Consider the following 24,847-nt stretch of genomic DNA (forward strand, 5'->3'; position numbering starts at 1 on the left):
TCCACAACTTAAGTTCCTCAGGCACATAAGACAAGCCCCAGGTGGATGACCTCATCCTGACTGCCGCGAAGGGGAACGCACCGACGAGACCATTGACTTAAGTCCCTCACGAACACAAGATGCGCCCCAGTCCCTTAGGCAACGACGCTGACGTGAGGACACGACGATGAGCATCAGGCAGCACGCCGCAGAGCCGACCGAGCCGGCTTCGACCGCGGAAGATGGCACCGACGGCGGGCAACCCGCCCCGGCAGACGACCCGCGGGCGGTGCGCCGCCGCGAGCGAGCGGCCTTCGCGCTGGGCGATCTGGCATCCAACCTGACGTGGACCACCATCTCCAGCTACCTGTTGTTCTTCTACACCGACGTGGCAGGTATCGCGGCCGGGGCCGCCGGCACACTCATGCTGGTCGCACGGCTGCTCGACGCACTCTTCGATCCCGCTGTCGGACTCGCTCTCGACCGCACCACATCACGGTGGGGCCGGGCCAGGCCCTACTTGCTGTTCGGGGCGCCACTGCTGGGCGCCCTGACACTGCTCACATTCCTCACACCCGGCGGCGGCAGCACCGCCGCGATCACGTACGCCTACGTGACCTTCGTCCTCGTCGGGTTGGCGTACTCGCTGGTGAACGTTCCCTACGGTGCACTCATGGCCATGGCCACGCGGGACTCCGCGACGCGCATGCAGCTGGCCGGCATGCGCTCATTCGGCGTCGGTATCGGCCTCATCGCTGTCTCCACACTGACCCACCCACTCATCAGCCTGACCGGTGGCTCGCCGACATCACGCGCGGGGTTCGCCTGGACCATCGCCCTGTACTCGGCACTGGGGATGGCGCTGTTCTGGGCCGTCTTCGCCCTCGTCAAAGAGCGTGTACCGGTCGCCTCCGTGGTCACCGACCGGGCCGGCGCCTGGCACTCGATCAAGGCTCTGGTCCACAACGCGCCGTGGCTGTCCGTCTTCAGCTTCTCCACGCTGGCCTTCGCCCGGCTCGGCATCATCACTGGCGGCGCGGTCTACTTCGCTCTTCACGCGCTGCACAAGCCCGCAGCCGTCTCCGTACTTCTGCTGGCCTTCTCGCTGTCCGCGGTGCTGGGCTCGCTGGTCACTGCCCGCATCCTTCAGATTCTCGGACACCGGCGGGGCATCCTGCTCGGACTACTGGCCTGCGTCGCCCTCTCCGCCCTCCTCCTGCTCCTGCGCGACAACCTTGTTGCCTTCACCATCGTCTTCTTTGTAGCCAACCTCGTCGGCGGCCTGGGCTTCGTCGCCGTCCCCGCGCTGGTGGCGGACACCGTCGAGTGGCACGAGTGGCGCAGCGGCCGCCGGGACGAAGGGCTGCTGTTCGCGGGCTACAGCATGAGCACCAAGATCGGTGCCGCACTCGGCTCGGCCTGCCTGGCCTGGGGACTGGCGGCCGTCGACTACCGGCCCGACGCAGTCACCGGGCAGGTGAGCGACGGTATCGCCGTGCTCTTCATCGGGCTGCCCACCCTCATCGCCGTCCTGCAGGTCACAGTGATCGCCACCTACACGCTGGAGGCGAAACTGCCCGGCGTCAAGGCGGAGAACCTTCGACGCCGCGGCGAGGACTGAAGGCGAGGGAAGGGACAACGCTGAACGAGCGTTCGCGCCGACCGCTCCGAGCAGGCGGTCGCACCCCGGTCACAACACAGCGGCCGAACGGCCTGGACTCCCCGGGGATGCGGAGCCTTGTGAGCACTGATAATCCAGTCGGTCACCGGGACGCCGCGGATTCGAGCTTTGACGAGAGCCCCGAGGGGCTCGGCCGCCATGCAGTCGTTCGTCCTCCTGCGGAACTGGGCACCGTACTTGGCGAATGACGCCAACTGTCGCGCTCGGTCACATCACCCACATCGGTCTTGCTTCCGTCGCGCATGCGGACTGGCCCGAAGACACGGAGTAGTCTGACACCGTAAAATAGTCGGCCAAGTGCTCCCCGCCTGACATGAGGGGGGAAGATGCCCAGCAACGACCGTTACCGCGACACCAAACAAGCCGGTAGCGACACACTCAAGCTCATCTGGCGCATATGGCTCGGAGCCGGCATCGTCTGGGTCGTGCTGGCGATTCTGGCGCGGAACGTGCCATATCTGAACGTCATTATGACAATTGGCATTTTCGTGGGCGCGGTCATCGCCACCCTGATAGCCGTCTTCGGGTCCGCGCACGTCTACTGGGAAGAGAACCGGGCCCGACGGCGCACACTGTGGCGCAAGTGATGTCGCCGCCCCCACGCCGTCGTCACTGGTGTCACTGCCGGCCCCCACGAGACACGGTGGGGCCGCCGTTGGCCAGGGCAGCACTCACGAGTGGGCTGCGCTCCGCTCGTGGACGGTGTCTCAGCCGTTCAGGGCCCGGTCGAGGACGAGGCTGTCCGCAGCCTGGCGAAGGTGCACGAGCTTGCCGTCACGGACGGTCCAGATGTGGATGAACCGCACGTCAACGGCCTTCCCACCCTTGATCGCACCATGGTAGTGGCCGAAGGCGAAGACGTGATTCTCGCTGTCGGCGTAGCACTCCCTGCACACGGGGTAGAAGGTCTCCAGCCGCTCGAAGAGAGGGCCGAAGAAATCGTGCGCCACGCTCTCGAAGCCGTTGTACACACCGCCTCCCGGGAAACCGGGGGTGATGTCCCAGACGATCTCCGGATGAATGACTTCCTGGAGAACGTCCGGGGCGGCCTTGGACTCATACATCCGGCGGACGACGGCGATATTCGGTGACTCGGACATGACGTGCTCCCAGACGGTCTATGGATCGGCTGCGACTGAGCTCAGTGGGGATCTGACGGCTACGGCCGTTCACAATTGACAGCTGCTGGCGCGCTGGGATTGACGCACCGGTCTCGTCCCGCTCCGCCGTCGTTCGTGTTCTGCCCCTGGTTGCCGTCGAGGTCGTCGTTGCCGTCCTCGCCCATCAGGGTGTCGTTGTCCTTGCCTCCTCGGAGCTGATCGTTACCGTCGTTGCTCTGCAGCTCGTCGTTGCCGTCCTCGCCGAAGAGCTTGTCATTTCCGCTGTTGGCGTTGGACTCACGAAGCATGTCGTCGCCCGGGCCGCCGTACATCTTGTCGTTGCCTTCGAGCCCGTTGTGGTCGTCGTTGCCCGGCCCACCACGGATCTCGTCGTCGCCGGCCTGGCCCTCGAGCTCGTCCGTTCCGGCCTCGCCGTAGAGCCTGTCGTTGCGCTCCTGCCCGCGGACCATGTCCACATCGGTTGCTCCGAGGCCGCTCGGCCCGGCATAGATGGTGTCCTTACCGGGCCGGCTCCCGGCTCGATCGCCGTAGTCTCCGCAGATCACGTCCGGACCGTCGAGACCGCGGATCGTGTCGTTGCCACCGAGACCGACGATGACGTCACGGCCGTTGGTGCCGATGAGCGTGTCGTTCACTTCAGTGCCCTTTTTCGTCGCTGTCATTCCGAGACACTTCTCATCGACCGTGGTGTCGGCACGGACAGTACCGGGGCTCACCAAGACCGCTCCCACCGCTGCCGCCAACATGGCCATACGCACAACCAGTCGGCATCCAGGACGCGTCCCGCCCCGTGATTCGAACATGGAGAACACTTCCTTCCACCTCATACGAGTGGGGAAAAACGTCGGTCCGCACTCACATGGCGCACCGACGTCCGCGCCGCCGAATACCCTGGTCCGGCTCGTCCTTCACTGCAGGAAATGCCGACGGAGCTGAAATCGGATTGCCGACTGACAGAGCGGGGCACTCCGCACAGCGCAGACTTGATCGCCCAGCGACTTCATTACTGTTCGCGCCAACGGCGGGTCACACTCAAGAGGTTGCCCATCCCCATGGGGGGAGTCAATAGACGCCGCAGCGAGCACATCGGCGCCTCGGCCATGCGGAATCACATCTTCACGATGCATTATTCCAAAAAACAATCGCACATTACTGCTGAGGTCTTCGAGGACTTGAGCCACCGGATGAGACCGTTACAGTACTGATCCTTCTGAAGAGGGAGACTCAGCCACGGCGCGACACCGTCGGGGCCATGGTCAGCGAAGCGCGTCAGCTTCTGGAGAAGCAGAACGACGGACCGCCTGACCGTAGGCACCGCACCTGACCTCCCCGTCGACCGATACCGCGGCCAGACTTCCGACAGGCCGAACTCGGCGCTTCACCACACCTGTCAGGCGGTCAGGAACGTCAGCACCGGGTCAGCATTGGTCCGCCCAGAGACGGTCAGAAACGATCACGTCCGCACTACCGCACGAACCTCACCACGCGGCAGTTGGCGCCGCGCCCGTCTGCGTGCAACCGGGCTGCCGGCGATAGTGTGGAGCACCGCGGAGGAAGCGACGTCCAGCAAATGGATCGGCCCGGGCAGCATGCAACTGTGCTGGCGAGCTTCTCGACGTGCCTGGACGATGGCGCAGCGCGAGCCCCTTGCTCAGTGGGAAGACCCAACTCATCACTTCGTTCGGGTACAGCAGCGCGGTGCCTGGCTCGGCAGCGGGCCCCGCGCCGGGCGGCCCTTCTGGACCCCGTGTTCCGCCTACCCCGGCGTCTCCACAGGTACCGGGGCGACGCTGACGGAAGCAGTTCGTTCTCGAAGACCCCGGCAACACCCTCCGGGCTTCAGTGGAGCGACCTTCTTCATCCTTTCCGCGGGATCTCCGGCAAGCCATCCTGCGGCGTCTCCGAGAGGCGGACTTCACAATGGGGCTGTCCCCCAGCGTCCTTGCCGACGTCAATGCCAACGGGTGCAGCGGAACAGGTCCGAAGTGTTCGTGCGGGTCTCGAATTCATGCCGGAAGGCGGGACATTGAGTGTCATCGGGAGTCTCTGCAGTAGTGGTGATACGGCACGTCGGGCATGAGTTGCTTCCATTCGCGTTCGGTGACCGTGCCGGAGATCGCCTGACAGATGCGGGACGTGGCGTGGGTGACGTTCAGATTCCAGATACGGACGGTGTCCTCTCCCACGCTGATAAGCCTGCGGCCGTCGGCGATGAAGAGCACTTCGATCACCCAGCTCTGGTGGCCGGTCAACGTGGTGGTGAGAGAGCGTTCGGCGATGTTCCAGATCTGGATGCTGCCGTCGTCCTGTGCGGTGGCCAGAGACCGGCCGTCGGGACTGAACTGCACATAGCCCAGGCTCCCGCCGAGAATGTCCAACTTGGCGATACGGCGCAGGGTGGTGGCGTCCCATAGTTGCACCGTGCTGTCCTGGCCGGCCGTGGCGAGACGGCGGCCGTCGGGGCTGTAGGTGGTCTGCCAGATAGTGCCGGCTCGCGGGTTGAAGGAGGCCACCTGCCTGTGGGTGGCGGCGTCCCACAGCCGGACGACACCGCTCTCGCCGAACGTGGCGAACCTCCGTCCGTCGGAGCTGTACTCAGTTCCGAGCACGGAGCCTTCCTGCCGTGGCAAAGTCGCGGTCAGACGACGTGACGTCACGTCCCACAGTCGTACGTTGCCCTGCTGGCTGGTGGTGACGAGGGTCCGGCCGTCCGGGCTGAAGGTGGAACGGAAGAGTCTGGAGTCGGCCGACGTGCTCAAGGCGGCTGTCTGCCGGTGCGTTCGCGTGTCCCAGATGCGCGCGTAGCCGTCCTGGCCCGCCGTGGCGACGAGGCGGCCGTCAGGGCTGAAATCGATGTCGTAGGCGAGTTTCTTGTTGCCTGACAGAGAAGCGTAGCGGCGGTGTGTGCGGAGGTCCCACAGACCGATGGAGTGATCATTGCCGTTGTACGCGGCGATGGTCCGGCCGTTGGGGCTGACGGCCACATGGCCGCGCGTGTCGTTGGGAACGGACGTGAGATAGGTCCTGCTGGTGGCCCACAGACGAATGGTCCGGTCGCTGCTGCCGCTGGCGAGCATGCGTCCGTCCGGGGAGAAATCGACGCTTTTCACTCCACCCACGTGGCCGGTGATCCTGGTGCCCTCCACTGCCTTCTCCACACCCCACAGATAGACGAAGTCACCGTCACTCGCGCCGGCCAGGAGGCGGCTGTCGGGGCTGAAGCGGACCTCACGCACCTGGGCGGTGTCAGTGACGAGGTCCGCGTGGAGCTTGCGGTCGGTGGTCCGCCATATCCTGGCGTCAACCGGCCCGCCGGAGGCCAGGTACTTCCCGTCGGGCGAAAAGGCCGCGGTGGCCACACTGTTGCGATGGCCGGTGAGCGTGGCGGTCTCCTTGTGGGTGTCGAGGTCCCACAGTTTGACGGTCTGATCGTCGCCCGCGGTCGCCAGGACACGATCCTGTGGAGCGAAGGCCACGTCCCGTACTCCATTGCCCTGCACTCCGGCCCCGTGCCCTTTGAGCACGGCTTCGGATTGCCACCTCGAAGTGCTCCAGATCCTGACAGTACGGTCGGTGCCGGCGGAGGCGAGGGTCCGGCCGTCGGGGCTGAAGGCCACGGCGTTGACGGAGCCGCTGTGGCCCTTCAGGACGGCGACGGCGCGGCGTGCGGCGGGCTTCCACAACCGTACGCTGCCGTCGGTGCCGGCGGAGGCGAGGGTCCGGCCGTCGGGGCTGAAGGCCACGGCGTTGACGGAGCCGCTGTGGCCCTTCAGGACGGCGACGGCGCGGCGTGCGGCGGGCTTCCACAGCCGTACGCTGCTGTCGGTGCCGGCGGAGGCGAGCAATCTGCCGTCCGGGGAGTAGACGACCGCGTTGACTGTGCCCATGTGCCCCTCGACGGTCCCGGCGAACAGGTTGGACTGCTGGCTGAGGAGCGCACTACGTGCTTCCGCAGTCGGGTACTGGTGGTACGCCTCCAGCGCGAGCAGCATCTGCGCGTCGGGGTGCTGGGTCGCCAGCGAACTGGCCTTGATGGCCAGGGCCCGCGACAGGGCAACGTGCTGCCCGTTCAGGGCCTTCTGCCGCTGCTGCAGGGCCACGCCCCCCGCACCCAGCGCCATGAGGAGGATGACGCTGAGCGCGACGATCAGCACACGCAGGCGACGGGTGCGCCTCCGCTCAGTGCGCAGTTCGCTGGTCTCCAGGGCGGATCCGGCGTCCAGGAACGCCTTCTGCACCGTTGTCAGGCGCCGCTGGTTGGCGGCATCGGCCGCCCAATCACGCGAGACGCCCAGTCGGCTCCCGCGGTACAACAGGGAAGGATCACGGTGCTGGCGGTCCCAGGCGTCCGCGTCGGCGGCGAGCCGCTGATGGGTACGGAGGCCGATGCGGTCGGCGTCGATCCATCCGCGCAGCCGGGGCCATGCCCGCAGCAGCGCCTCGTGGACGATCTCCGCACTTCCCTCTCCCAAGGTGACGAGACGGGACCGGGTCAGTGCGTCCATGGCGGTCGCGGCCGAGGAGGGGTTCGGCATGTCCCGCAGGAGTGCCGCCGGGTCGACGCGCCGCCGGATGTCTTCGGTGGCCTCACCGACCTGCACCATGTTCAGCAGGAGGAGCCGTGCCGAGTCCTTGGCCTCGTCATCGAGTGCCGCGTAGGTGTTCTCGGCCGTCACAGCCACGGCTCCGGTGATCCCGCCGGCCCCCAGATAACCGTTCACAGTGAGCAGGCGTCCCGAACGGCGTTGCCAGGTGGCGCGCAAGACGTGGGCCAGTAACGGCAGGGTGCCGGCGGAGCCGGTCCGCGGAGCGTCGGTGGCGGCAGAAGTACCGGTTGCGGCGGTGAGTTCTGTTTCGATGGCAGGATCGGTTGTGGTGACGGGGTCGGTGTCGATACCCAGATCGCTCAGCAGGACATCGGTAAGGCCGGGCTCAAGCGCGATCTCGGTCGCCCGGGCTGGCTTGTCGATCGCGTCCCGCAGCTCCTGGCGGGTCATCGCTCCGACCACCACCTGCCCGGTCTGCAGGGCCGGCCGGAGCGCGGGGTGCGCCGCACAGTGCGGGTAGAAATCGGCCCGTACACCAAGGACGACCAGTGCGGACGGCTCCCGTTCCGCGTCAGCGCCGGCAACCTGGCACAGGATGTCGATGAATGCGGCACGTTCATGTTCGTCGTGACACTGGGAGAAGACCTCCTCGAACTGGTCGACGACGATGACCAGGCGAGCTCCATCGGCCGGGCTCCCGCCGCCTCGGGCTTCCAGGACGGAGCGGACGGCGTCGACGCAGATGTGCGGCGCCTGTGCGGCAGCGTTGGTGTTCAGACGGTTTTCCGGCGGTATCAGCGTGTTGAGTTTCGAGACGAGTTCGTCGATGGGATGCGTGGTCGGGGTGAGCAGGAGGTGCGGCCAGGTCCGGGCGCCGGGCACCGCGAGGCCGCCGGTCGCCAGGGCATTGAGCAGCCCGGCCCGGAGAAGAGAGGACTTGCCCGACCCGGAGGGCCCGATGACGAAGAGCGGTCGGGCCGTGCGCATCCGGTCAACCAGGCGGTCGGTGAGTTCCCGGGTCAGGCGTTCGCGCCCGAAGAACCACTGGCTGTCACCGGGGCCGAAAGAGGCCAGTCCCGGGTACGGGCATACGGTCGGCTCCGGCCGCGAAGCGCGGGTCGTGGGCGGGTCTTGGACAGGGGGCCGGTAGGCGGGATTCGGAGCGAGGACAAGGTCCTGCGCCCATTCGGTGGCCCGGTGGCACGGCCGCGGACAGCCGCGCGCGGGCAGCGCGTGATAGAGGTAGCGGTACGCGTCGTGCAAGGTGAGTTCGGCCGGCCCCGACGGATCACCGCGCACGAGCAGGTTGATCAGCTCCCCGGTGAATGCCGTGTGCGGCGCACCGCAAGGGGCGAGAGCCGATGCATCGCGGGCCGCTGCCGTGAGGACGTACCCACCGTGGATCCGGGCGATACCCGCGGTGTCGCCGATGTCATCGTCTCCCAAGGTTCCCACGGCACGGCCTGAGAAGCAGCAGTCCAGGACGACGACCACGGTGCGTGCCCGGCTGGAGAGGAGGCAGTCACGCACCGCGGCGTAGGCCAGGGAGGTGTGCGCCAGGCGATTGGGGCGGGGGTCGGTCACCTGCGTGGCCAGGTGGAGTTCCCCGCTGGGGCTGACCAGACCATGTCCGACGTAGTAGACGAACAGTGCCTGTTCCGCCTGCTCGGACTGCTCGGCCAGGGCGAGACCCAACTCGGTCGGGTGGGCCGGGTCGCACACGAGCCGCAGGTTCCGTTCCGCCAGTCCGCACCGTTCGACGAGGGTCTGTCCCAGGTCCGCGAGCGAACTCGCCACCGCGGGTACGTCAGGCACCCCGCACGACGCCGTGTACTTTCCGGTGCCGATCAGCAGGGCGCGGGTGCCGGGCGAGGCCAGCCCGGTCGCCGTATCACGGCTCGGGCCCCGTGGTGGTGCTGCCATGTTCGCTCCTCGCGCCACTGGTGTTCGTGCCGAGCGCAGTGAGCTGGCCGATCAATGACTGCACGGTGTCGGGATCAGCCCCACGAACTCGCGTGGCCGCCAGTTCGATGCTGCGCCCGTCCTCGGTGGTTGCCCTGCACCGAATCGTGGTGGTGCGCTGACGGAGCCAGGTGACGACTGTCGCCGCCAGTACGGTCGCCCCGGCGGGGCCCAAGGCAATGATGAGCTCTTGGGCGGCCGTCCCGAGCTTGCCGGGTTCAGGCACTTGCCCGGCCATGTCCACGCGGCCGCGCAGCTCGCTCTCCGCTGTCAACCAGGCGAACAGAGAGCGCAGTTCTTCCTGCGATTGCGGCCCGGTCAGCGTGATACGCAGAATGTGGGTACCTGCTTCCACACGACGAACATACTCGGCGGTTGCTCCGGTTGAACAGATGCAGCCCGATAATGTGGGCAAGTGTGCTACCAGGTGGCGTCCGCAGCTGTGTTTTGGCGCACTATCCATGGCCAATGGAGTACGCAGGGCAGGCGGCGTTGCCGGGCGTCCGCGTGACTGACGTCGAGGGCCGGGACACTGCCCGCCTGCCGGCCGGAGCCACCGGTTCCCTGGCCGCGGGCTGCAGGACGCGGAAGAAGCGCGGGATCGGCCCCAGCTCGTCGGCCGCGAGCACCGCCTCGGCCTGAGGTGTGGTCCAGTGCCCCAGCGCGTAGGGAGCCGTCGGATCCTGTCGGCCCGAACGAACGACGGTGGCCGCCACGGCTTCCGCTTCTCTGCGCGCCGCGTTCGCCTACAACGTCTCGCTGCGGGGATCGGCGCTGTGGAGTCGGGCGTACCAGGTGGCGATCGAGTGCTTGTAGCCCTCGGGCATGGCCAGCCCCGGTACCTCGTCCCTGTGGAAGAGGCCGATCTGCTCGTGCTCGTGGCTGATCACCGGCTCTGCCTCCGGCGTGCCGACGGTGCACCCGTAGGTGACGATCAGGACGCGGCGGCCGGGGATCGGCTCATAGATCCAGGTATTCAGCAGGGGGCCGGCCTTGACCTCCCAGCCCGTCTCTTCCTGCACCTCGCGCGCCACCGCGGCCTCCGGGCTGAGGTCCGGGAGCTGACCGGTCTCCGCGTTGCCCACCTCCAGGCGCCCGCCCGGGAGTTCCCACTCCTCTCGCTCGTTGCGGAGCAGCAGCACACGGTGCTGCGCGTCGAGAGCGACGCCCTTCACGGAGACGGGCCACAGCGGCGGTGTGTATCGCATATCGGTCCTCGTACGGCGGCTGACCGGGGCATTCGGAACGTAGCACGCCGCCGGTGCCGCGCCACCCGTATGGGCGATTTGCCGGAGTCGGCAATCTGTCGCGTCACCCGACCGACCACCGCCCAGAACAGTGGGGTCACTGGCCTCCAGGGCAAGGCGGTTCGGCCATGAGCCAAGCCGCTCGGCTTTCCGCTCCCGATGTATTCGCGGACGGCTGTCGCCACCCGCGCCGGCCCCGCGCCGCGACGGCCATCGCCGCGCAACTTCGATCCACCGGGTCCGCGAGATCGTCCTGGGTTTCCATGGCCGTACGACGACCGTTCATCGTCAGGCGCTGCTTTCGGCCAATGCCCCCAGTCGCTCGCCCGCCTGCAGTCGCGGCACAGCGCCGGAGGGGCCGGCGGCGACGCGCATCGCTGGGTGCCCCTGGCAGTCACTTCAGGGGAAACCCTGAACCGGGCCCTGGCGCCCTTTCTCCCGGCGCGCCGTACGTTCGCGGCACCGTTGGCCCTGGCTGGCCGACGGCTGATGGGCGATGGTCGAAGGAGTCGATGAGCATGTCACAGTACGGGCTCATGCCGAGCGAAAGTGATGGCTACGAGACTGAGTTCGCCACCGAGATGCAGGTCCCCGGTGAATACGAACTTCAGGGCGCTGAGGCCGAGTTCGGCAGCGCGTCCGAGCAGTGGGAAGGTCCGCAGGAGGGCGGTGAGCCCGCTGAGAGCGGCTTGCCGTCCATGGAGAGTCCGCTCAGCGAGACCGATGAGGTCCAGCTGGCCGCGGAACTGATGGAGGTGACGTCCGAGGCCGAACTCGAGCAGTTCCTCGGGAAGCTCTTCAAGAACGTGTCGCGTGGGGTGGGCGGCTTCCTGCGGTCGCCCGTAGGGCGCTCGCTGGGCGGCATCTTCAAGAACGTCGCGAAGGCCGTCCTCCCCATCGCCGGCAAGGCGCTCGGCTCGTTCGTCGCGCCGGGCGTCGGCACGTTCATCGGCGGCAAGCTGGGCTCGATGGCGAGCAACCTCTTCGAGGTCGACACGGAAGGCGCCGATCACGAGGAGCAGGAGTTCGAGATCGCCCGTCGCTTCGTGCGGCTGGCAGCCACCGCAGCGGGCAACGCGGCACTCGATCCCCGCCGGGCCGCGCCCCAGACTCTGGCACAGGGCGCTGTGCTGTCGGCCGCCCGCCGTTATGCTCCCGGGCTGGCCCGGCGCTTCCGTGCCTTCGCGTCCCCGGCTCCCTGGTACTGGCCGGCACCGGTCCCGACCTGCTCCTGCACACACGGCCAAGCCGGCTACCCGCTCCAGAGCGCGGGTCAGGAGATGCCGGCAGGCGAAGGGACCGGCCCGGAGGGCATGGGCGCCGGCAGTCAGGCGACCGCCCGGGCGCGTTCCGGTCGCTGGATACGCCAGGGGCGCAAGATCGTCATTCTGGGGGCCTGAGCACCATGGAGGCGTACGCGGACGCGGGCTCTTATCTGTCGGGAGAGGCGCGTGCCATGCTGGCCCGGCTCGACCGGGTGCGTCCCTTCGCGCTGTACGAGCCGATGGTGCCCGCCGCCGCCCTGTCGCCGGCCGCACAGACAGCGATCGAGCACTTCCTGGCCCGGGGTCAGGCGGATCTCCGGCGTCGGGTCCAGGCCTTCCTCGCCTGGCTCGACAGTACCGGCCGGTCGGCGCCACCCGGAGTGGCACAGCGCCGCTTCGTTGCACTGCGCGGTGGTTTCCACGATGTCCTGGCCCAGTTCGACCTGTTCCAGGAGGTCATCACCCAGCGCAGCGAACAGGAGGCCGGTGTCTGGCTCTCAGGGCTGGACGTCGCCGCTGTCGAAGCACTCACCGTACCGGGCACGGTGCTCGACACACCCGTGCCGGTCGCCTGCTACCTGGACCGGGGCCCGGGAGGCGCGATCCGCCGGATCAACACCCGGGTGCCCGGCCGCGCCCGCAGCCCCCTCGCCTTGATCAGGATTCCGCGCGAACGGATGATCGGCCATGGGATAGGAGCCTCCCTCCTGCACGAGGTCGGCCATCAAGTGGCGGCGCTGCTCGGTCTTGTGGTTTCGCTGCGTGCCGCGCTGTACGACGCCGAGCGCCGGTGCCGGGACGCGGCTGCCCGCACTGCCCTCGCGTACTGGGGGCGTACGGTCTCGGAGATCGTGGCCGACTTCTTCGCAGTGGGGAAGCTCGGGATCGCCGCAACGCTCGGACTGATGTCGGTCGTGAGTCTCCCCCGGCGTTTCGTGTTCGTTCCGGTACCGGGCGACCCCCACCCGTTTCCGTACGTCCGGGTGCGACTGAGCTGTGCCATGGGCGACGCACTGTATCCGCACCCGCAATGGCGCAGGCTCAGCGATGTGTGGGGAACGCTCTACCCCCTGCCCCGGGTACCGGGTGAGCTGCGCGTTCTCGTCCGGGCCCTGGAGGCCTCGATGCCGCGCTTCGTCGACCTGCTGCTGCGGCACCGTCCGCCCTCGTTGAACGGCGCGCGGATGACCGAGCTGGTGCCACGGTCCGCACGTACACCGCAGTTGCTTGCGGCCAGGTACCGGAGTTGGACTCTGGAGCCGTCCCTGATGCGCGCCGCACCACCGTCCGTCGTCTTCGCGGTCCTGGGGCAGGCCAGGAGCACCGAACTGATCACCCCTGAGGAGGAGAGCCGACTCCTGGGTGACCTGATCACGCATTGGGCGCTGTCCAGCACCCTCGGGACCTCCATGAGGTGTGCGGCGCTGCCCGGCAAGGCATTCAACGACAGTTGAGGGGGCCGGTCATGGCCGTCACCATCGAACCTTCCTCTGCAAGCGTCGAGCAGGGCGGACGCATCGCGTTCGCAGTCAAGGAACAGTTTCCCTCCGAACTTCCCGTCGAGTGGGAAGTCCTCGGAGTGCAGGCCTCTCCGGTGAAGGACCGCCGTAACCCGTTCCGTGCCTGGTGGAACGTGTCACCGGAGCAGTCTCCGGGTGACTACGTGATTCGCGTGGTCATCACTCTCAAACCTGGCCAGAACATCAGCACCACCGATCCCAACGACCGTGCCAACGTGGTGACGGCGGTCAAAGAAGTCGAGGTCGGAGAGATCACCGTCCGAGTACTCCCTGCCGTCCGGCCTCCTTTCTCCTCGGGGGACAACGTCCAGGTCCAGCTGAACCCCACGGCGGCCTTCCCCGAGGACGACCAGGCCCTGTGGAGCCTCATCCGCAACAGCACGGACCGCATCTCGTTCGAGGAGTACGACGCCTGGCTGGAGCCGATCATGTGCAACCCCGGGCTTCTCGACACCGCACTCGACAAGATCGCTCTGCCGCGGGAGATGCCCGGCCCACGAGCGCTGCCGTTCCCCGGCGTCGATGCCTACCAGTTGCTCAAAAGGGCCACCGAGGTCTTCCTGCTCGTCCAGTCCGGTGTTTTCGTCTCGTCCGACAAAGAAACCATCCAACGACTCATCAACCGACTCGACGTGCGGGAAGAACGGGAGCGGTACGGCGAACGGGTCCTGCCGGACGACCCCTTCAAGCAAGCGATCATGAATCGCTGGCGGAAGTACATCAACGCCGACCCCAGGGGTTCCTCGGGCCGTAACGACCCTGCGGTACTGCCCTACCTGGGAGTGATCCAGCGCAACCTCCCAGGGGTGCTTCTCAAAGCCTCCCACAACTTCGGTGCCGACGACTGCTACGGCATCCTCGAGGACAAGTTGCGCTACCCCTTCCTCCTGGAGCTCATCTGGTCCTACTGGCACGAAGAGGGCATGTTGTGCTCCTCACTGGACGCGGTGGCCCGTCGCTTCCAGAATCTGCGGGGCGCACTGGGGCCCGACCCCCTGGCCCAGCTGGAGACCGACCCGCTGCGCGCGCTCAGTCAGCTGCTCTGGGGCTATGTGCAGGACGAACAGCACCGGCTCACGGCAGTACGGCGGGCCTACGAGTACGACCACCACTACGGCATCACCCAGCTTCCGCTCGGCGCGCCGGCACTGCGGCCGGCGGACAGCAGGCCTCGCTTCCTGGAAGCCTTCCACACCCTGCTGAACCTCACCGCGGTGTTCTTCCGGGAGGACGACGACACCACCGTGCTCGCCGACGGTTTCCCCGTACTCAACGCGCTCAAGGACGTCCATCTGCTGCTCACTGAAGGCCAGCACAACCAGTACGGAGACCTGCCGTGGACAGCACGGCAGGAAATGCTGATCCAGGAGTGGCTGCTCTCACGGCCGGAGATGCGCGAGTTCCTTCCCACGCGGACGATGGTTGCCTACCCGGAGCGGTGGATGGGGCAGGTCGACTGCATGAAGCGCCTGCAGGGCTGGTCGGCGGACAGTGTCATTCACTTCCGTGACCTGGGGCGGTTCGGTGAGCAATTGCTGCTGTCCGTGCGGTTCGGCAACTGGAACGACGTGATCGACCGGTCGCAGGCGGCCCAATGGGCCCGCTACTGGCGTACGGAGATCCAGGGGTACGTACACGCATACCGCTCGGTCACCGGCGTCGACCTCGGTGTCGAACGGACCGATGCGCGCATCGACGTGACCATGCCCGCCGTCCATCTGCGCCGCCGGCTGGCCGGCCAGTCCGGCAGGAAGGCCATGGCTGGTGCCACGTCCGCCACGGCACCGCCCGTTGCGTACGCACCGCGGGCCCCGCTTGCGCAGCAGCCCGTCCGGCAACTGCCGCCCGCTCAGCCCCGTGCGGCCTTTCCCGGCCGGCCGCCTTCCGGAGCACCCGCCCAGCTTCCGCCGGGCGCACCTGGCAGGCCCTTGCCCGGGCGGCCGGAAGGCAGGTAAGGACATGCCAGTTGTGCCGCGCATGGCGCCGGAGTGGATCGCCGAAGAAGCCGGGTCGTCAGACATCGCCCGCAAGGTGGAACGGAACCGGCAGTACGCGACGACATTGGGGTGGGGAGCCCACCTGCCCGCACTCCGGCGCGCGCTCAATCGGAAGCGCACCGCATGGGACGAGGCCGCGCTGGTGTCCGAGGCAGCCAAGTGGCAGGCCAGGACGGGTCTCGCCGCTGACGGCCTGGTCGGCCCGGCCACCTGGTCGTTGCTGCGAGTCGCCGCGGGGCTGGGCAAGGACCCGGCCGTCTCGGTTCAGCTGCCGGACAGCGGCCCCGGTTTCCACTCCACGGGCCGAGCCGATCATCGCTTCGGCAGGGCGGAGACCGTACGGGCCCTGCAAGCAGTGGCAGCGGCCTGGCAGCGGGCGCACCCGCGCGGCCCGAGGATCGGGATCGGTGACATCAGTCTGCGCGGGGGCGGCCCGATCCCGGGCCACGGGTCGCATCGGCTCGGCCTGGACGTGGACATCCGGCCGCTGCGCGATGACGGTCGGGAAGCGCCGGTCCTGCGCGGGCACCCCGGCTATTCTCAGGAGCTCACTCAGGAGCTCGTCGACCGCCTGCGCGCCAACGGTGTGCTCCGCGTGCACTTCATCCTTTTCAACGACCCGGGCGTGCGGGGCGTGCAACGGTGGAAGAACCACGACAACCACCTCCACGTCCGCTTCGCCCCGCCGACCGGCGCACCGGCGTCACAGGCCGCCGCGCCGGCCATCTCGGTACCGGGTCGGCAGAACGCCGGCAGGACGGCGGCCCGGCCGACCGCGGTGGGCAGCACTGCGCTCGGCACCCTGACCACACTGGCCCCCGGCCCGGCAGGTCCGGCGCCTCCCTACCGGTTCAGCCCGGAGGACCTGCTGTGGACGGCGCGCTTCGTCATCGGGGAAAGCGGCGGCCGTGACGACCTGGAGACCCATGCGGTCCTGCACGCCATGTTCAACCGCTACGCACTGCTGACCCGCCACCGTTACGGCACCTTCGAGGCGTTCCTCAGGGCCTGTTCCACACCCTTGCAGCGGGTCCTCCGGGACTGGCGGGCCGCCCGCCGCCACATGCACCGTGCCGACTACGTCCGTACCGGTGACACCTACGAAGCGCCCGCCCCGCCAGGAATCCCCCGTGGCCAGTTGCGAGCGTTCCACCGGCTGCAGCAGTTGCCGTGGGACCGGCTGCCCGACGCCGCCCGTACCGTTGCCTTCCGCGCCCTCACCGGGGCGGTTCCCAACCCCGTCGGCAACGCGACCGAGTTCGGCAGCACCTGGCAGTACTTCCGCGACAGGTATCGCCGCAGCCCGAACCTCGAGGAATGGCGGCAGTACACCGAGGCGCTCGCACAGCGGAAGGGCTGGTCGTGGATCGGTCCGGTGCCCGGCATCGACCAGACGAAGAACGCCTTCTTCACCGACCGCAGACTCGCCGGTCTCCCACGCGGAGCCGTCCGCGTCCTGCCGCCCTGACAGGAGAGCGGTCATGATCGTTGACTGCCATTGTCATGCGGGAAGGGGGTCGGGTCTGAGCGGCCCCTGGGACACCGTGCCGTCGCTCGACGGTTACGAGTCCCGCGCCAGGCGCGCCGGAATCCGGCGTACCGTGCTGCTGCCCGTCTTCCACGAGGACTACGCGGCGGCCAACCAGGACCTGGCCCGGATCGTGAGCCGGCAGCCGGAGCGGTACATCGGTTTCGCAATGGTGCACCCGGTACGGGACGCCGGCCGGGTGCACACCCTTGTGGCGGAAGCCGTCGGGCGCTGGAGATTCCGCGGTATCAAGGTGCACCGCCGGGACGGACGGATCACCCGCGAGGTGTGCGAAACGGCACGCCGCTTCCGGCTTCCGGTGATCTACGACGTCATGGGCGAGACAGCGCCCCTGGAATTGCTGGCCCGCGGCTATCCTGACGTCAGCTTCGTCATCCCGCACCTGGGCAGTTTCGCCGACGACTGGAGTGCGCAGCTCGCCCTCGTCGATCACTTGGTCCGCCATCCCAACATCCATGCCGACACCTCAGGGGTGCGCCGCTTCGATGTCCTTCGCCAGGCGGTGCTCAGGGCAGGCCCGGGGAAGATTCTCTTCGGCTCCGACGGCCCCTGGCTGCACCCCGGCCTGGAGCTGGAGAAGATCCGCGCGCTGCACCTCCCGCGCGCTGCCGAGGACCTCATCACCGGTGGCAATCTCCTGCGGCTGCTTCACGGCACGCCGGCGCTCGGGCATTCCCGCAGCTGGGAGGAGCCGTGCGATTCGTCATCGATCTGTATTACCGAGCGGACGAGGTGTACGGCCGGCTGCTCGCCGAGGGAGCGGACGCGCCAGTGCCCTTCCGTACCTGGCTCGAACTGCTGAGGCTGCTGGAGCGGCCCGCCGGGCGAGATGAGCAGCCCGGCGACGCCGGGAGCGGACCACGACCGGACGGTGCGCATGATGCGACTTGAATCGCCGCGTCGGGGCCGCCACCGTGGTGGGTAGCCACTGACACGCATCAGGGCAGGGGGTGGCCATGCCACATGCTGATCCACTGCGTACGCCTGATGATGCCACCCCCGGTGTCCCCTTCTTCGGCAGGAACGAGGAACTTGCCGCTCTGGACTCCTGCCTGAGAGCCGCCGCGGACGGCACCGGCCGCCTGGTCCTCATCGAAGGCCGGACCGGCATCGGGAAGACCGCCCTGGTCCGACGTTTCCTTCGAGTGGCAGGCCAGGTGACCACGCTGGCCGCCGGGGGTGTCGAGGACGAATCAGCCCTCGCCTACGGCGTACTGGGGCGCCTCCTCTCCCCCGCTCCGGCCTCCGCCAGTGTGGCCACTGCCGAAGCCCTGCGCGAGAGAGCCGATGTCTTCGCCGCAGGCTCCTTACTGCTGGACCGGATCAGCTGTCTCGAGGACGGCCGTACCGCTGTTCTCGTCCTGGACGACGCCCACTGGGCGGACACCCCGTCCCTGCGGGCACTCGCCTTCGCCCTGCGCAGACTGGACACCGGCCGGGTCATGGCCGTGCTGACCGTACCGGACCTGGGTGACGCCCGGCTCCCTGAGGGACTGCATCGCCTGCTCGACGACGACAGCACACTGCGGCTGCTGCTGGGCGGCCTGCCCGCAGCCCAGCTCGCGGCACTCAGCACGGAGCTCCTCAACGATCCCCTGCCCCTGTCAGCGGTCAAACGCCTGCACGAACACACTCATGGCAACCCCCTGCACGCATGTGCCCTGCTGCGGCAGGTGCCCCCGGCGCAGCTGGCCTCCCCCGACGCGGACCTGCCTGCGCCCCGCTCGTTCGGCCTGCTCGTCGTGGCGCGTCTGGCGCGCTGTGCATACCCCACTCAGCAACTCGTCGCGGCGGCCAGCGTGCTCGGCATGACCAGCCCCCTTGCTCTGGCCGCACGTCTCGCATCCACCGAGGACCCGTTACCGGCGGTGGAGGAGGCAGCGACCCAGGACCTTCTCCACCTGCCCCTCGCGGTCGGCCCCCCGAGCCTCGCCTTTTCCCATCCGCTGATACGTGCTGCCGTGTACCACCACATAGGCCCCGCACGCCGGGCCGTCCTGCACACTCAGGCGGCACTGCTCGCGGAGGACGACTTCAGCGCCCTGCAGCACCGTTTGCTGGGAGCTGCCTTTCCCGATCCGCCGCTCGCCGCCGATCTCGCCGCCGGTGCCCGCAGGGCGATGCATGCGGGTTCCGGAGCCACTGCCGCAATGCTTGCCGGTCACGCGTCCCGGCTGGCGGCGACGGACACGGCACGCGCACAGTTCGCCGTCGAGGCAACGGACGCCCTGCTGCATGACGGACGAGTCGCGGAGGCCGCCGAGGCACTCGGCACACTGCCGGGCGATGCCGCGTCCGCGTCGCACCGCTACGTCCAGGGGCGTCTGGCACTGGTACGGGGCGAAACACGCGACGCCCTCGCCCTGCTCGAAGACGCATGGACCCGATGCCCGGAACCCGCCTTGGCCCGCCGGATAGCGGAACAGCTCACCTGCGCTTGTCTCATCCGGTGCAACACGGCGTCCGTCTCGCACTGGGCGGACCTCGCACAGGCCCTGCCACGGACCGCATTCGGCAGTGGGATGCTGCGGTTCGCGCAGGTGGCCGCACTCGGCATCGCCGGCGCCACGAGCGAAGGCCTCGCCTGTGTGCGGGAGTTACCGGCCCGGGTCCTGGTCCAGGAGGACGACGCCGACCTGCTGCTCGGCAGGGGCGCGCTGCGGCTTTGGTCGGACGATCTCAAAGAAGGCCATGCCGATCTCCGCGCAGCCCTCCCCCTCTGCCGGCGCGGTCCCGCCGCACTGCAGGTGCTGGCCCGTGTACTTCTGGGCGAGGCCGAGTTCCGGCTCGGCCGGTGGGACGATGCCGCCCTCCACCTCGAGTCGGCATCGTCCACCTGCACCGACACCGGACAGCTGTGGCTCGCGCCCATGGCGTACGGCCAGGCCGCGATCGTACTGGCCGCGCGGGGAGCGCAGGAGCGCGCTGCCCGGTACCTTCAGACCCTGCGCGCCGACAACGTGCAGTGTGACGAAGAGCTCGCCGGGTGCTACGGAGCCAGGGCGCACGCACAGCTCGCAGTGTTATGCGGCGCTCCCGAGCAGGCGGTGAGTGCCCTGCGCCCCGTCCTCGACGGTGCTGTCCGCGTGGATCCCGGCGTGGTGACCTGGGCCGATCTTCTCGCGGAATCTCTTGTCGAGCTCGGTGAGTACGACGAAGCGGAGATCGTCCTGGGCCGCCTGGAGGAGACGGCCGCCGCGCGCCGCCGCCACTCAGCGCTGGCATCCGTCGGCCGCATCAAAGGCGGACTCCTCTCCGCGCGGCACGACAAGGAGGCCGCGGAGCGTGCGTACCTCGACGGTCTCGGACACGCGGACCAGGTGGGGAACCCCTTCGAACGCGCCCGGCTCACTCTGGACTTCGGTGCGTTCCTCCGCCGTACCGGCCGTCGTTCCGAAGCCGCGGCTCATCTGCGCCGCTCCATGGCGGCGTTCACGGAACTGGGCGCGGCACCGTACCTCGCCCGCTGCGAGCGGGAGTTCCAGGCATGCGGATACCGTGCCGCGCCCGTCTCCCCCCAGATGCCTTCGCTGACCCCTCAGGAGTTGGCCATTGCCCGGTTGGTCACCACCGGCCGGACCAACCGTCAGATAGCCCGTGAGCTGATGCTCAGCATCAAGACCGTCGAGTACCACCTCAGCCATATCTACGCCAAGCTCGACAACGGCTCACGCGTGGCCCTCATCAACCTGCTGACTGCTGGGCGCTGAGCAACTTGCCGACCCGGTACCGGCTTTCACGTCGACCGTGCTCGTGCCGTCGCTTCGCCGGCGAGCCGTTCTCGCGGGCGGCCGTGGTGACAGAGGTGAGCTCGGCGTCGGGGTCGTCGAGCATCCCCGTCCCGGCCCGGTCGCCCGTTGCGGTCCGCCGGTTCACGCCGTGACCGGAGTAGTCTGCGGGTACGGCGCGTAGGCGGCTTGCGGGGTCGGGCCGCCTGCCGGTGGGAGGCGCAGCGATGGTGGAAAGGCAGGTCCCGTTGCAGAAGTTGCTGGACGACCTGCAATCGGCGATCACCTCCGGGCGGGAGCGGACATGGGCGGCACGTTGTGCGCATGCCCTGGGGCTGGAGGGCATAGCGGTCTCCTTGCTGCGTGGGGCCGAACTGGTGTGGTTCAGCGATGAGATCAGCGCGCGACTGGAGGACGTGCAGTTCACCCTGGGCCAGGGCCCGGGGCTGTCCGCGGACTTCGGCTTCGACGCGGTGCCCTACCAGGTGCCGGAGGTGCACGGGCTCGATGCGGAGCAGTGGCCGCAATTCGTCATCGAGGCCGAGAAACTGGGCGTCGAAGCGGTGTTCGTCTGGCCGGTGCGCGTCGGATCGGCGTCCATCGGGACGCTGACGGGGTACCGGACCAGCCCGGGGCCGCTGACCGAGCGGCAGGCGGCGGACGGGTTGCTGGTGGCCGATGTGCTGGCCGGTCAGGTGCTGGCCTGGCAGCCGCAAGCACCCGCCTCCGATGACGGTCCGGGGACCACGGGAACGGTCGACCTGCACCGGGTGGAGGTGCACCAGGCCACCGGCGTACTGAGCGTACGGCTGGGCGTGCCGGTGGCCGAGGCGCTCCTCCGGCTCCGGGCGCAGGCGTTCGCGGCCGGCCGGCCCCTGCATGAGGTCGCCCGGGAGATCATCGATGAGGCACTGCCGACGTAGCTGCCGCCGACCGTGGGCGGCACGCCATCAAGAGGCACTGCCCGGCAGATGAGGAGCGATGGAGTGAGCAGGGAAGAACAGATCGCGCAGACCTTCGTGGAACTCGCCGACACCTTCGTGGACGACTTCGACGTCATCGACTTCCTGCACCAGCTGACGGTGCGGTGCAAGGGAATCCTCACCATCACCGACGCCGCGGTACTGCTGGCCTGGCCCGGCCGGCGCCTCTACAGCCCCGCTCCCTGCGACCCCAGCCCCGCGCTGAACAGACTCCTGGACGTCGCCCTGGAGCAGGGCCCCGCCCTGCAGGCCTACCGCACGGCCACCGCCGCCCCCCACGGCAACCTCGCACGCGCTCCCGACCACTGGCAGGACTTCATCACCCACGCCCGCGACGCCGGCTACGGCACCGCCCACGCCCTCCCGCTACGACTACGCCAGGACACCCTCGGTTCCCTGCTGCTCCTGGGCACCACCGCCGAGCCGCTGCCCCCGGCAGACCTCGTCCTCGCCCAGGCCTTCGCCGACGCCGCCGCCATCGGCCTGCTGCACTCCCGCGCCCTGAGGCACGCCGAAACCGTCAACGAACAACTCCACACTGCACTGCACAGCCGCATCGTCATCGAACAGGCCAAAGGCATCCTCGCCGCCCAGCGCCGCACCACCCTCAACCACGCCTTCGACACCATGCGTCGCCACGCCCGCCATCACCGCATCCTGCTCACGACCGTCGCGCACAGCATCATCGACACCGGCCGGCTCCCCGATCCGTCCTCCTCGCCCCGAGGGGACACCCCGCCCACTCGCGATCCGAGCACTTCCATGGAGTAGCAGAGCGATGAGCGGTCGCGTTACTGCCCAGGCACCGTCGGGCGTCCAGGTCTGCGCTCGGGACGTCTGTCCACTGCAGAGCTCCTGAGCAGTGACCGCAGGCTGTTGTCTCGTCGGTGTCGGCTGGGAAGGAGAGCCGACTCGGCGGGTGCCGGGGCCGCACGGGCTGAATTGCCGCTCCGGATGTCCGCTTTATGACATCAGGCGGGAGTACGGTCAAGGTATCCGTGGATGCCTCCGGCGGCGCTGAGGATGGTTCTGATGCCGGCATTCGGCGGCCTCGCGAAGGAGACGGCACACGCCGCCAGCGGACGTTCTTCGATCCTCTGCGATCGCTCACCGACTGCCACACTGCCCGGCGGCTCCGACCGCCTGGTCGCGGACAGCCGCGGCCATGTTCGCGTCAGCATCCATGGTGGTGTGCAGGGAAGAGGCTCCCCGTGCGTCGTCTGCCGCTCTACGCCGATGCGCTGCTGCGCATCTGGCCCACCACCGACCCTCCGGGCCTGCGCCTGAAGGGCCAGGTCGACATGACCAACCAGACCGCCCTCCTCGGCCACCTGCTCGCACTCGACGGCGAATCGCCACACATCACGGTGGATCTGAGCGAGGTGACCTTCTTCAGCTTCCCCGCGCTGCACGCCCTGGTGACCTACGCCGAGCTCCTGGAACCCGACCGGCGCCTGATTCTGCACACAAGGACCTCGGACGTCGCCCAGATGCTGACCGCCTGCGGCTGGGACCGGCCCGAGATCCCCCTGACTCTGCTGGAGGAGGACCGCGGTGAGTGAGCCCCGTGCGACCTCCACGGCCGGCCCGCCGCCGCACGCGCACTGGCTCAGGAGCGGCGCCGCTGTCGGGCAGGGCGACTGCGCCGTGCCTGCCGCGCGGTGCCGGTGCGCTCGGGGGGCTGGGTGTCTGCGGCGGTCAGGGCGATGCCCGAGGGTGCCTGGGCGCCGGTGATCCGGCTCAGGTCGGCTTCGCCCGGGTGGATCCTGGTTTCCTGTGCGGTGATGTCGGCGTCCGACATCAGGCGGTTCATGCCGCGGCGCTGTCCCGGGAGAACGAGGGTCACCACGGTGCCCGACTCGCCGGCGCGGGCAGTGCGACCGCCGCGGTGCAGGTAATCCTTGTGGTCGCTCGGCGGGTCGACGTTGACGACGAGGTCGAGGTTGTCGACGTGGATGCCGCGGGCCGCGACATTGGTAGCCACCAGCACGTTCGTGTGGCCGGACCTGAAACCGGCGAGGGTGCGGGTGCGCTGGGACTGCGACTTCCCGCCGTGCAGGGCCGAGGCGCGTACCCCGACCGCCAGGAGGTCACTGGTGAGCCGGTCCACCGCGTGCTTGGTGTCCAAGAACATGATCACGCGTCCCTCACGGGCGGCGATCTGCGTGGTCGTCGCCTGCTTGTCGGCCCTCTGTACGTGCAGCAGGTGGTGCTCCATGGCGGCGACCGCGCCCGCGGAGGGATCGACGGAATGGACCACCGGATCGGTCAGGTAGCGGCGGACCAGGAGGTCGACGTTGCGGTCCAGGGTGGCGGAGAACAGGAGGCGCTGCCCCTCCGGGCGTACCTGGTCGAGCAGGCAGGTCACCTGGGGCATGAAGCCCATGTCGGCCATCTGGTCGGCCTCGTCCAGGACCGTGATGGCCACCCGGTCCAGTCGGCAGTCGCCGCGTTCGATGAGGTCCTTGAGCCGGCCCGGCGTGGCGACCACCACCTCGCTGCCGGTCTGCAGGTCGCGTGCCTGACGGCGGATCGACATACCGCCGACCACCGTGGTGAGCCGCAGCCGCAACGCGCGGGCATAGGGGGTGAGCGCGGCCGTTACCTGCTGTGCCAGCTCCCGCGTGGGGACGAGGACGAGCGCCAGCGGGCTCCGCGGCTCGGCTCGCTGCCCTGCGGTGCGGGCCAGCAGGGCGAGACCGAAGGCGAGGGTCTTGCCTGAGCCCGTACGGCCGCGGCCCAGCACGTCCCGGCCGGCCAGCGCGTCGGGCAGCGTCGCGGCCTGGATCGGGAACGGAGCGCTCATGCCGTGGGCGCGGAGCGTGGTCTTCAGGCGGTCGGGCATGTCGAGGCCGGCGAACGTGTCCACAGCCGGCAAGGGCGCGGTGTGGGTGACCGGCAGGGCGAACTCCTGCGGGGCGCCTGTGGCGCGTCCCTGTCGGGGGTGCCTGGCCGTGGCCGAGCGGGAAGGTCCACCCCGGCGAGCGGTGCCCTGCGGGCGGCGGCTGTCGCGGCCGGAGCCGCCGGCGCCGCTGTGCGAGAGGGAGGAGTCGGCGGTGGTGCGAGCAGTGCGGTTCATGCAGAACCTTCCTCGATGCGGCACGTATCGAGGAATTCGCCGCGGTGCTACTCATTACGTACGGATTCGCAAGACCGAGCCGGAGAAAAGACGAAACAAACGGGGCCCGAAATGGCGCCGAGTCGTCGTGAAGAGGCACCGGGACGCGGTCCGTGACGAACGTGACCGGTATACGGGTGCGAGGGAGCC

Annotated in this window: 17 protein-coding genes; 11 read left to right on the plus strand and 6 right to left on the minus strand. The window is 68.6% G+C overall.

What is annotated here, in order from left to right:
• Window positions 1-166 precede the first annotated feature (166 nt).
• Both AAC944_RS01980 and AAC944_RS01985 read left to right on the plus strand, forming a co-directional pair.
• Complete coding sequence (locus tag AAC944_RS01980; protein ID WP_030607479.1) at window positions 167-1,600, plus strand: MFS transporter; 1,434 nt, start codon at window positions 167-169, stop codon at window positions 1,598-1,600.
• A gap of 386 nt (window positions 1,601-1,986) precedes the next feature.
• A complete protein-coding gene (locus tag AAC944_RS01985) occupies window positions 1,987-2,247 on the plus strand; it encodes a hypothetical protein (RefSeq protein WP_030607476.1) in 261 nt (86 codons plus the stop codon).
• 120 nt (window positions 2,248-2,367) lie between these two features.
• On the opposite strand, the gene AAC944_RS01990 is transcribed toward AAC944_RS01985, so the two are convergent.
• The 5 genes from AAC944_RS01990 to AAC944_RS02010 form a co-directional block, all read right to left on the minus strand.
• Entirely contained in the window at window positions 2,368-2,760 is a 393-nt protein-coding gene (locus AAC944_RS01990) for a nuclear transport factor 2 family protein (protein WP_030607473.1), read from the minus strand.
• Window positions 2,761-2,819: 59 nt separating this feature from the next.
• Window positions 2,820-3,443: a calcium-binding protein gene (locus AAC944_RS01995; protein ID WP_196942702.1), complete on the minus strand. Its 624-nt coding sequence runs from the start codon at window positions 3,441-3,443 to the stop codon at window positions 2,820-2,822.
• Window positions 3,444-4,814: 1,371 nt separating this feature from the next.
• Window positions 4,815-9,251: a caspase, EACC1-associated type gene (locus AAC944_RS02000; protein ID WP_368396767.1), complete on the minus strand. Its 4,437-nt coding sequence runs from the start codon at window positions 9,249-9,251 to the stop codon at window positions 4,815-4,817.
• The gene (locus AAC944_RS02005; RefSeq protein ID WP_051871299.1) at window positions 9,220-9,645 is read right to left on the minus strand and encodes an effector-associated constant component EACC1; all 426 of its coding nucleotides are present in this window, start codon (window positions 9,643-9,645) and stop codon (window positions 9,220-9,222) included. The genes AAC944_RS02000 and AAC944_RS02005 overlap by 32 nt, the downstream gene beginning before the upstream one ends.
• Before the next feature lie 391 nt (window positions 9,646-10,036).
• Window positions 10,037-10,498, minus strand: coding sequence for an NUDIX hydrolase (locus AAC944_RS02010; RefSeq protein ID WP_037771052.1), 462 nt, complete (start codon window positions 10,496-10,498; stop codon window positions 10,037-10,039).
• Window positions 10,499-11,055: 557 nt separating this feature from the next.
• On the opposite strand from AAC944_RS02010, the gene AAC944_RS02015 reads away from it, so the two are divergent.
• The 9 genes from AAC944_RS02015 (at window position 11,056) to AAC944_RS02055 (ending at window position 23,141) form a co-directional block, all read left to right on the plus strand.
• Window positions 11,056-11,937, plus strand: a complete 882-nt coding sequence (locus tag AAC944_RS02015; protein ID WP_051871298.1) for a hypothetical protein — start codon at window positions 11,056-11,058, stop codon at window positions 11,935-11,937.
• Window positions 11,938-11,942: 5 nt separating this feature from the next.
• A complete protein-coding gene (locus AAC944_RS02020; protein ID WP_030607454.1) occupies window positions 11,943-13,256 on the plus strand; it encodes a hypothetical protein in 1,314 nt (437 codons plus the stop codon).
• A gap of 11 nt (window positions 13,257-13,267) precedes the next feature.
• The gene (locus AAC944_RS02025) at window positions 13,268-15,277 is read left to right on the plus strand and encodes a hypothetical protein (protein ID WP_051871297.1); all 2,010 of its coding nucleotides are present in this window, start codon (window positions 13,268-13,270) and stop codon (window positions 15,275-15,277) included.
• A gap of 4 nt (window positions 15,278-15,281) precedes the next feature.
• On the plus strand, window positions 15,282-16,787 hold the full coding sequence (locus tag AAC944_RS02030) for a penicillin-insensitive murein endopeptidase (RefSeq protein WP_078888239.1): 1,506 nt from the start codon (window positions 15,282-15,284) through the stop codon (window positions 16,785-16,787).
• A gap of 13 nt (window positions 16,788-16,800) precedes the next feature.
• Complete coding sequence (locus AAC944_RS02035; RefSeq protein WP_063759853.1) at window positions 16,801-17,670, plus strand: amidohydrolase family protein; 870 nt, start codon at window positions 16,801-16,803, stop codon at window positions 17,668-17,670.
• Window positions 17,671-17,824: 154 nt separating this feature from the next.
• A complete protein-coding gene (locus tag AAC944_RS02040) occupies window positions 17,825-20,578 on the plus strand; it encodes a helix-turn-helix transcriptional regulator (RefSeq protein WP_063759852.1) in 2,754 nt (917 codons plus the stop codon).
• Window positions 20,579-20,823: 245 nt separating this feature from the next.
• Window positions 20,824-21,519 (plus strand): ANTAR domain-containing protein, encoded by a 696-nt coding sequence (locus AAC944_RS02045; protein WP_078888238.1) that lies wholly within the window; start codon window positions 20,824-20,826, stop codon window positions 21,517-21,519.
• A 63-nt stretch (window positions 21,520-21,582) separates the two neighbouring features.
• Complete coding sequence (locus AAC944_RS02050) at window positions 21,583-22,350, plus strand: ANTAR domain-containing protein (RefSeq protein WP_051871294.1); 768 nt, start codon at window positions 21,583-21,585, stop codon at window positions 22,348-22,350.
• Window positions 22,351-22,790: 440 nt separating this feature from the next.
• Complete coding sequence (locus tag AAC944_RS02055) at window positions 22,791-23,141, plus strand: STAS domain-containing protein (RefSeq protein WP_030607430.1); 351 nt, start codon at window positions 22,791-22,793, stop codon at window positions 23,139-23,141.
• A gap of 47 nt (window positions 23,142-23,188) precedes the next feature.
• Here the strand turns inward: AAC944_RS02055 and AAC944_RS02060 are convergent, their stop codons facing one another.
• Window positions 23,189-24,658 carry a DEAD/DEAH box helicase gene (locus tag AAC944_RS02060; protein ID WP_030607427.1) on the minus strand — a complete coding sequence of 490 codons (1,470 nt, stop codon included), beginning with the start codon at window positions 24,656-24,658 and terminating at the stop codon, window positions 23,189-23,191.
• Between the last annotated feature and the right edge of the window lie 189 nt (window positions 24,659-24,847).

This window comes from Streptomyces sclerotialus, from assembly GCF_040907265.1.
Taxonomy (GTDB): domain Bacteria; phylum Actinomycetota; class Actinomycetes; order Streptomycetales; family Streptomycetaceae; genus Streptomyces; species Streptomyces sclerotialus.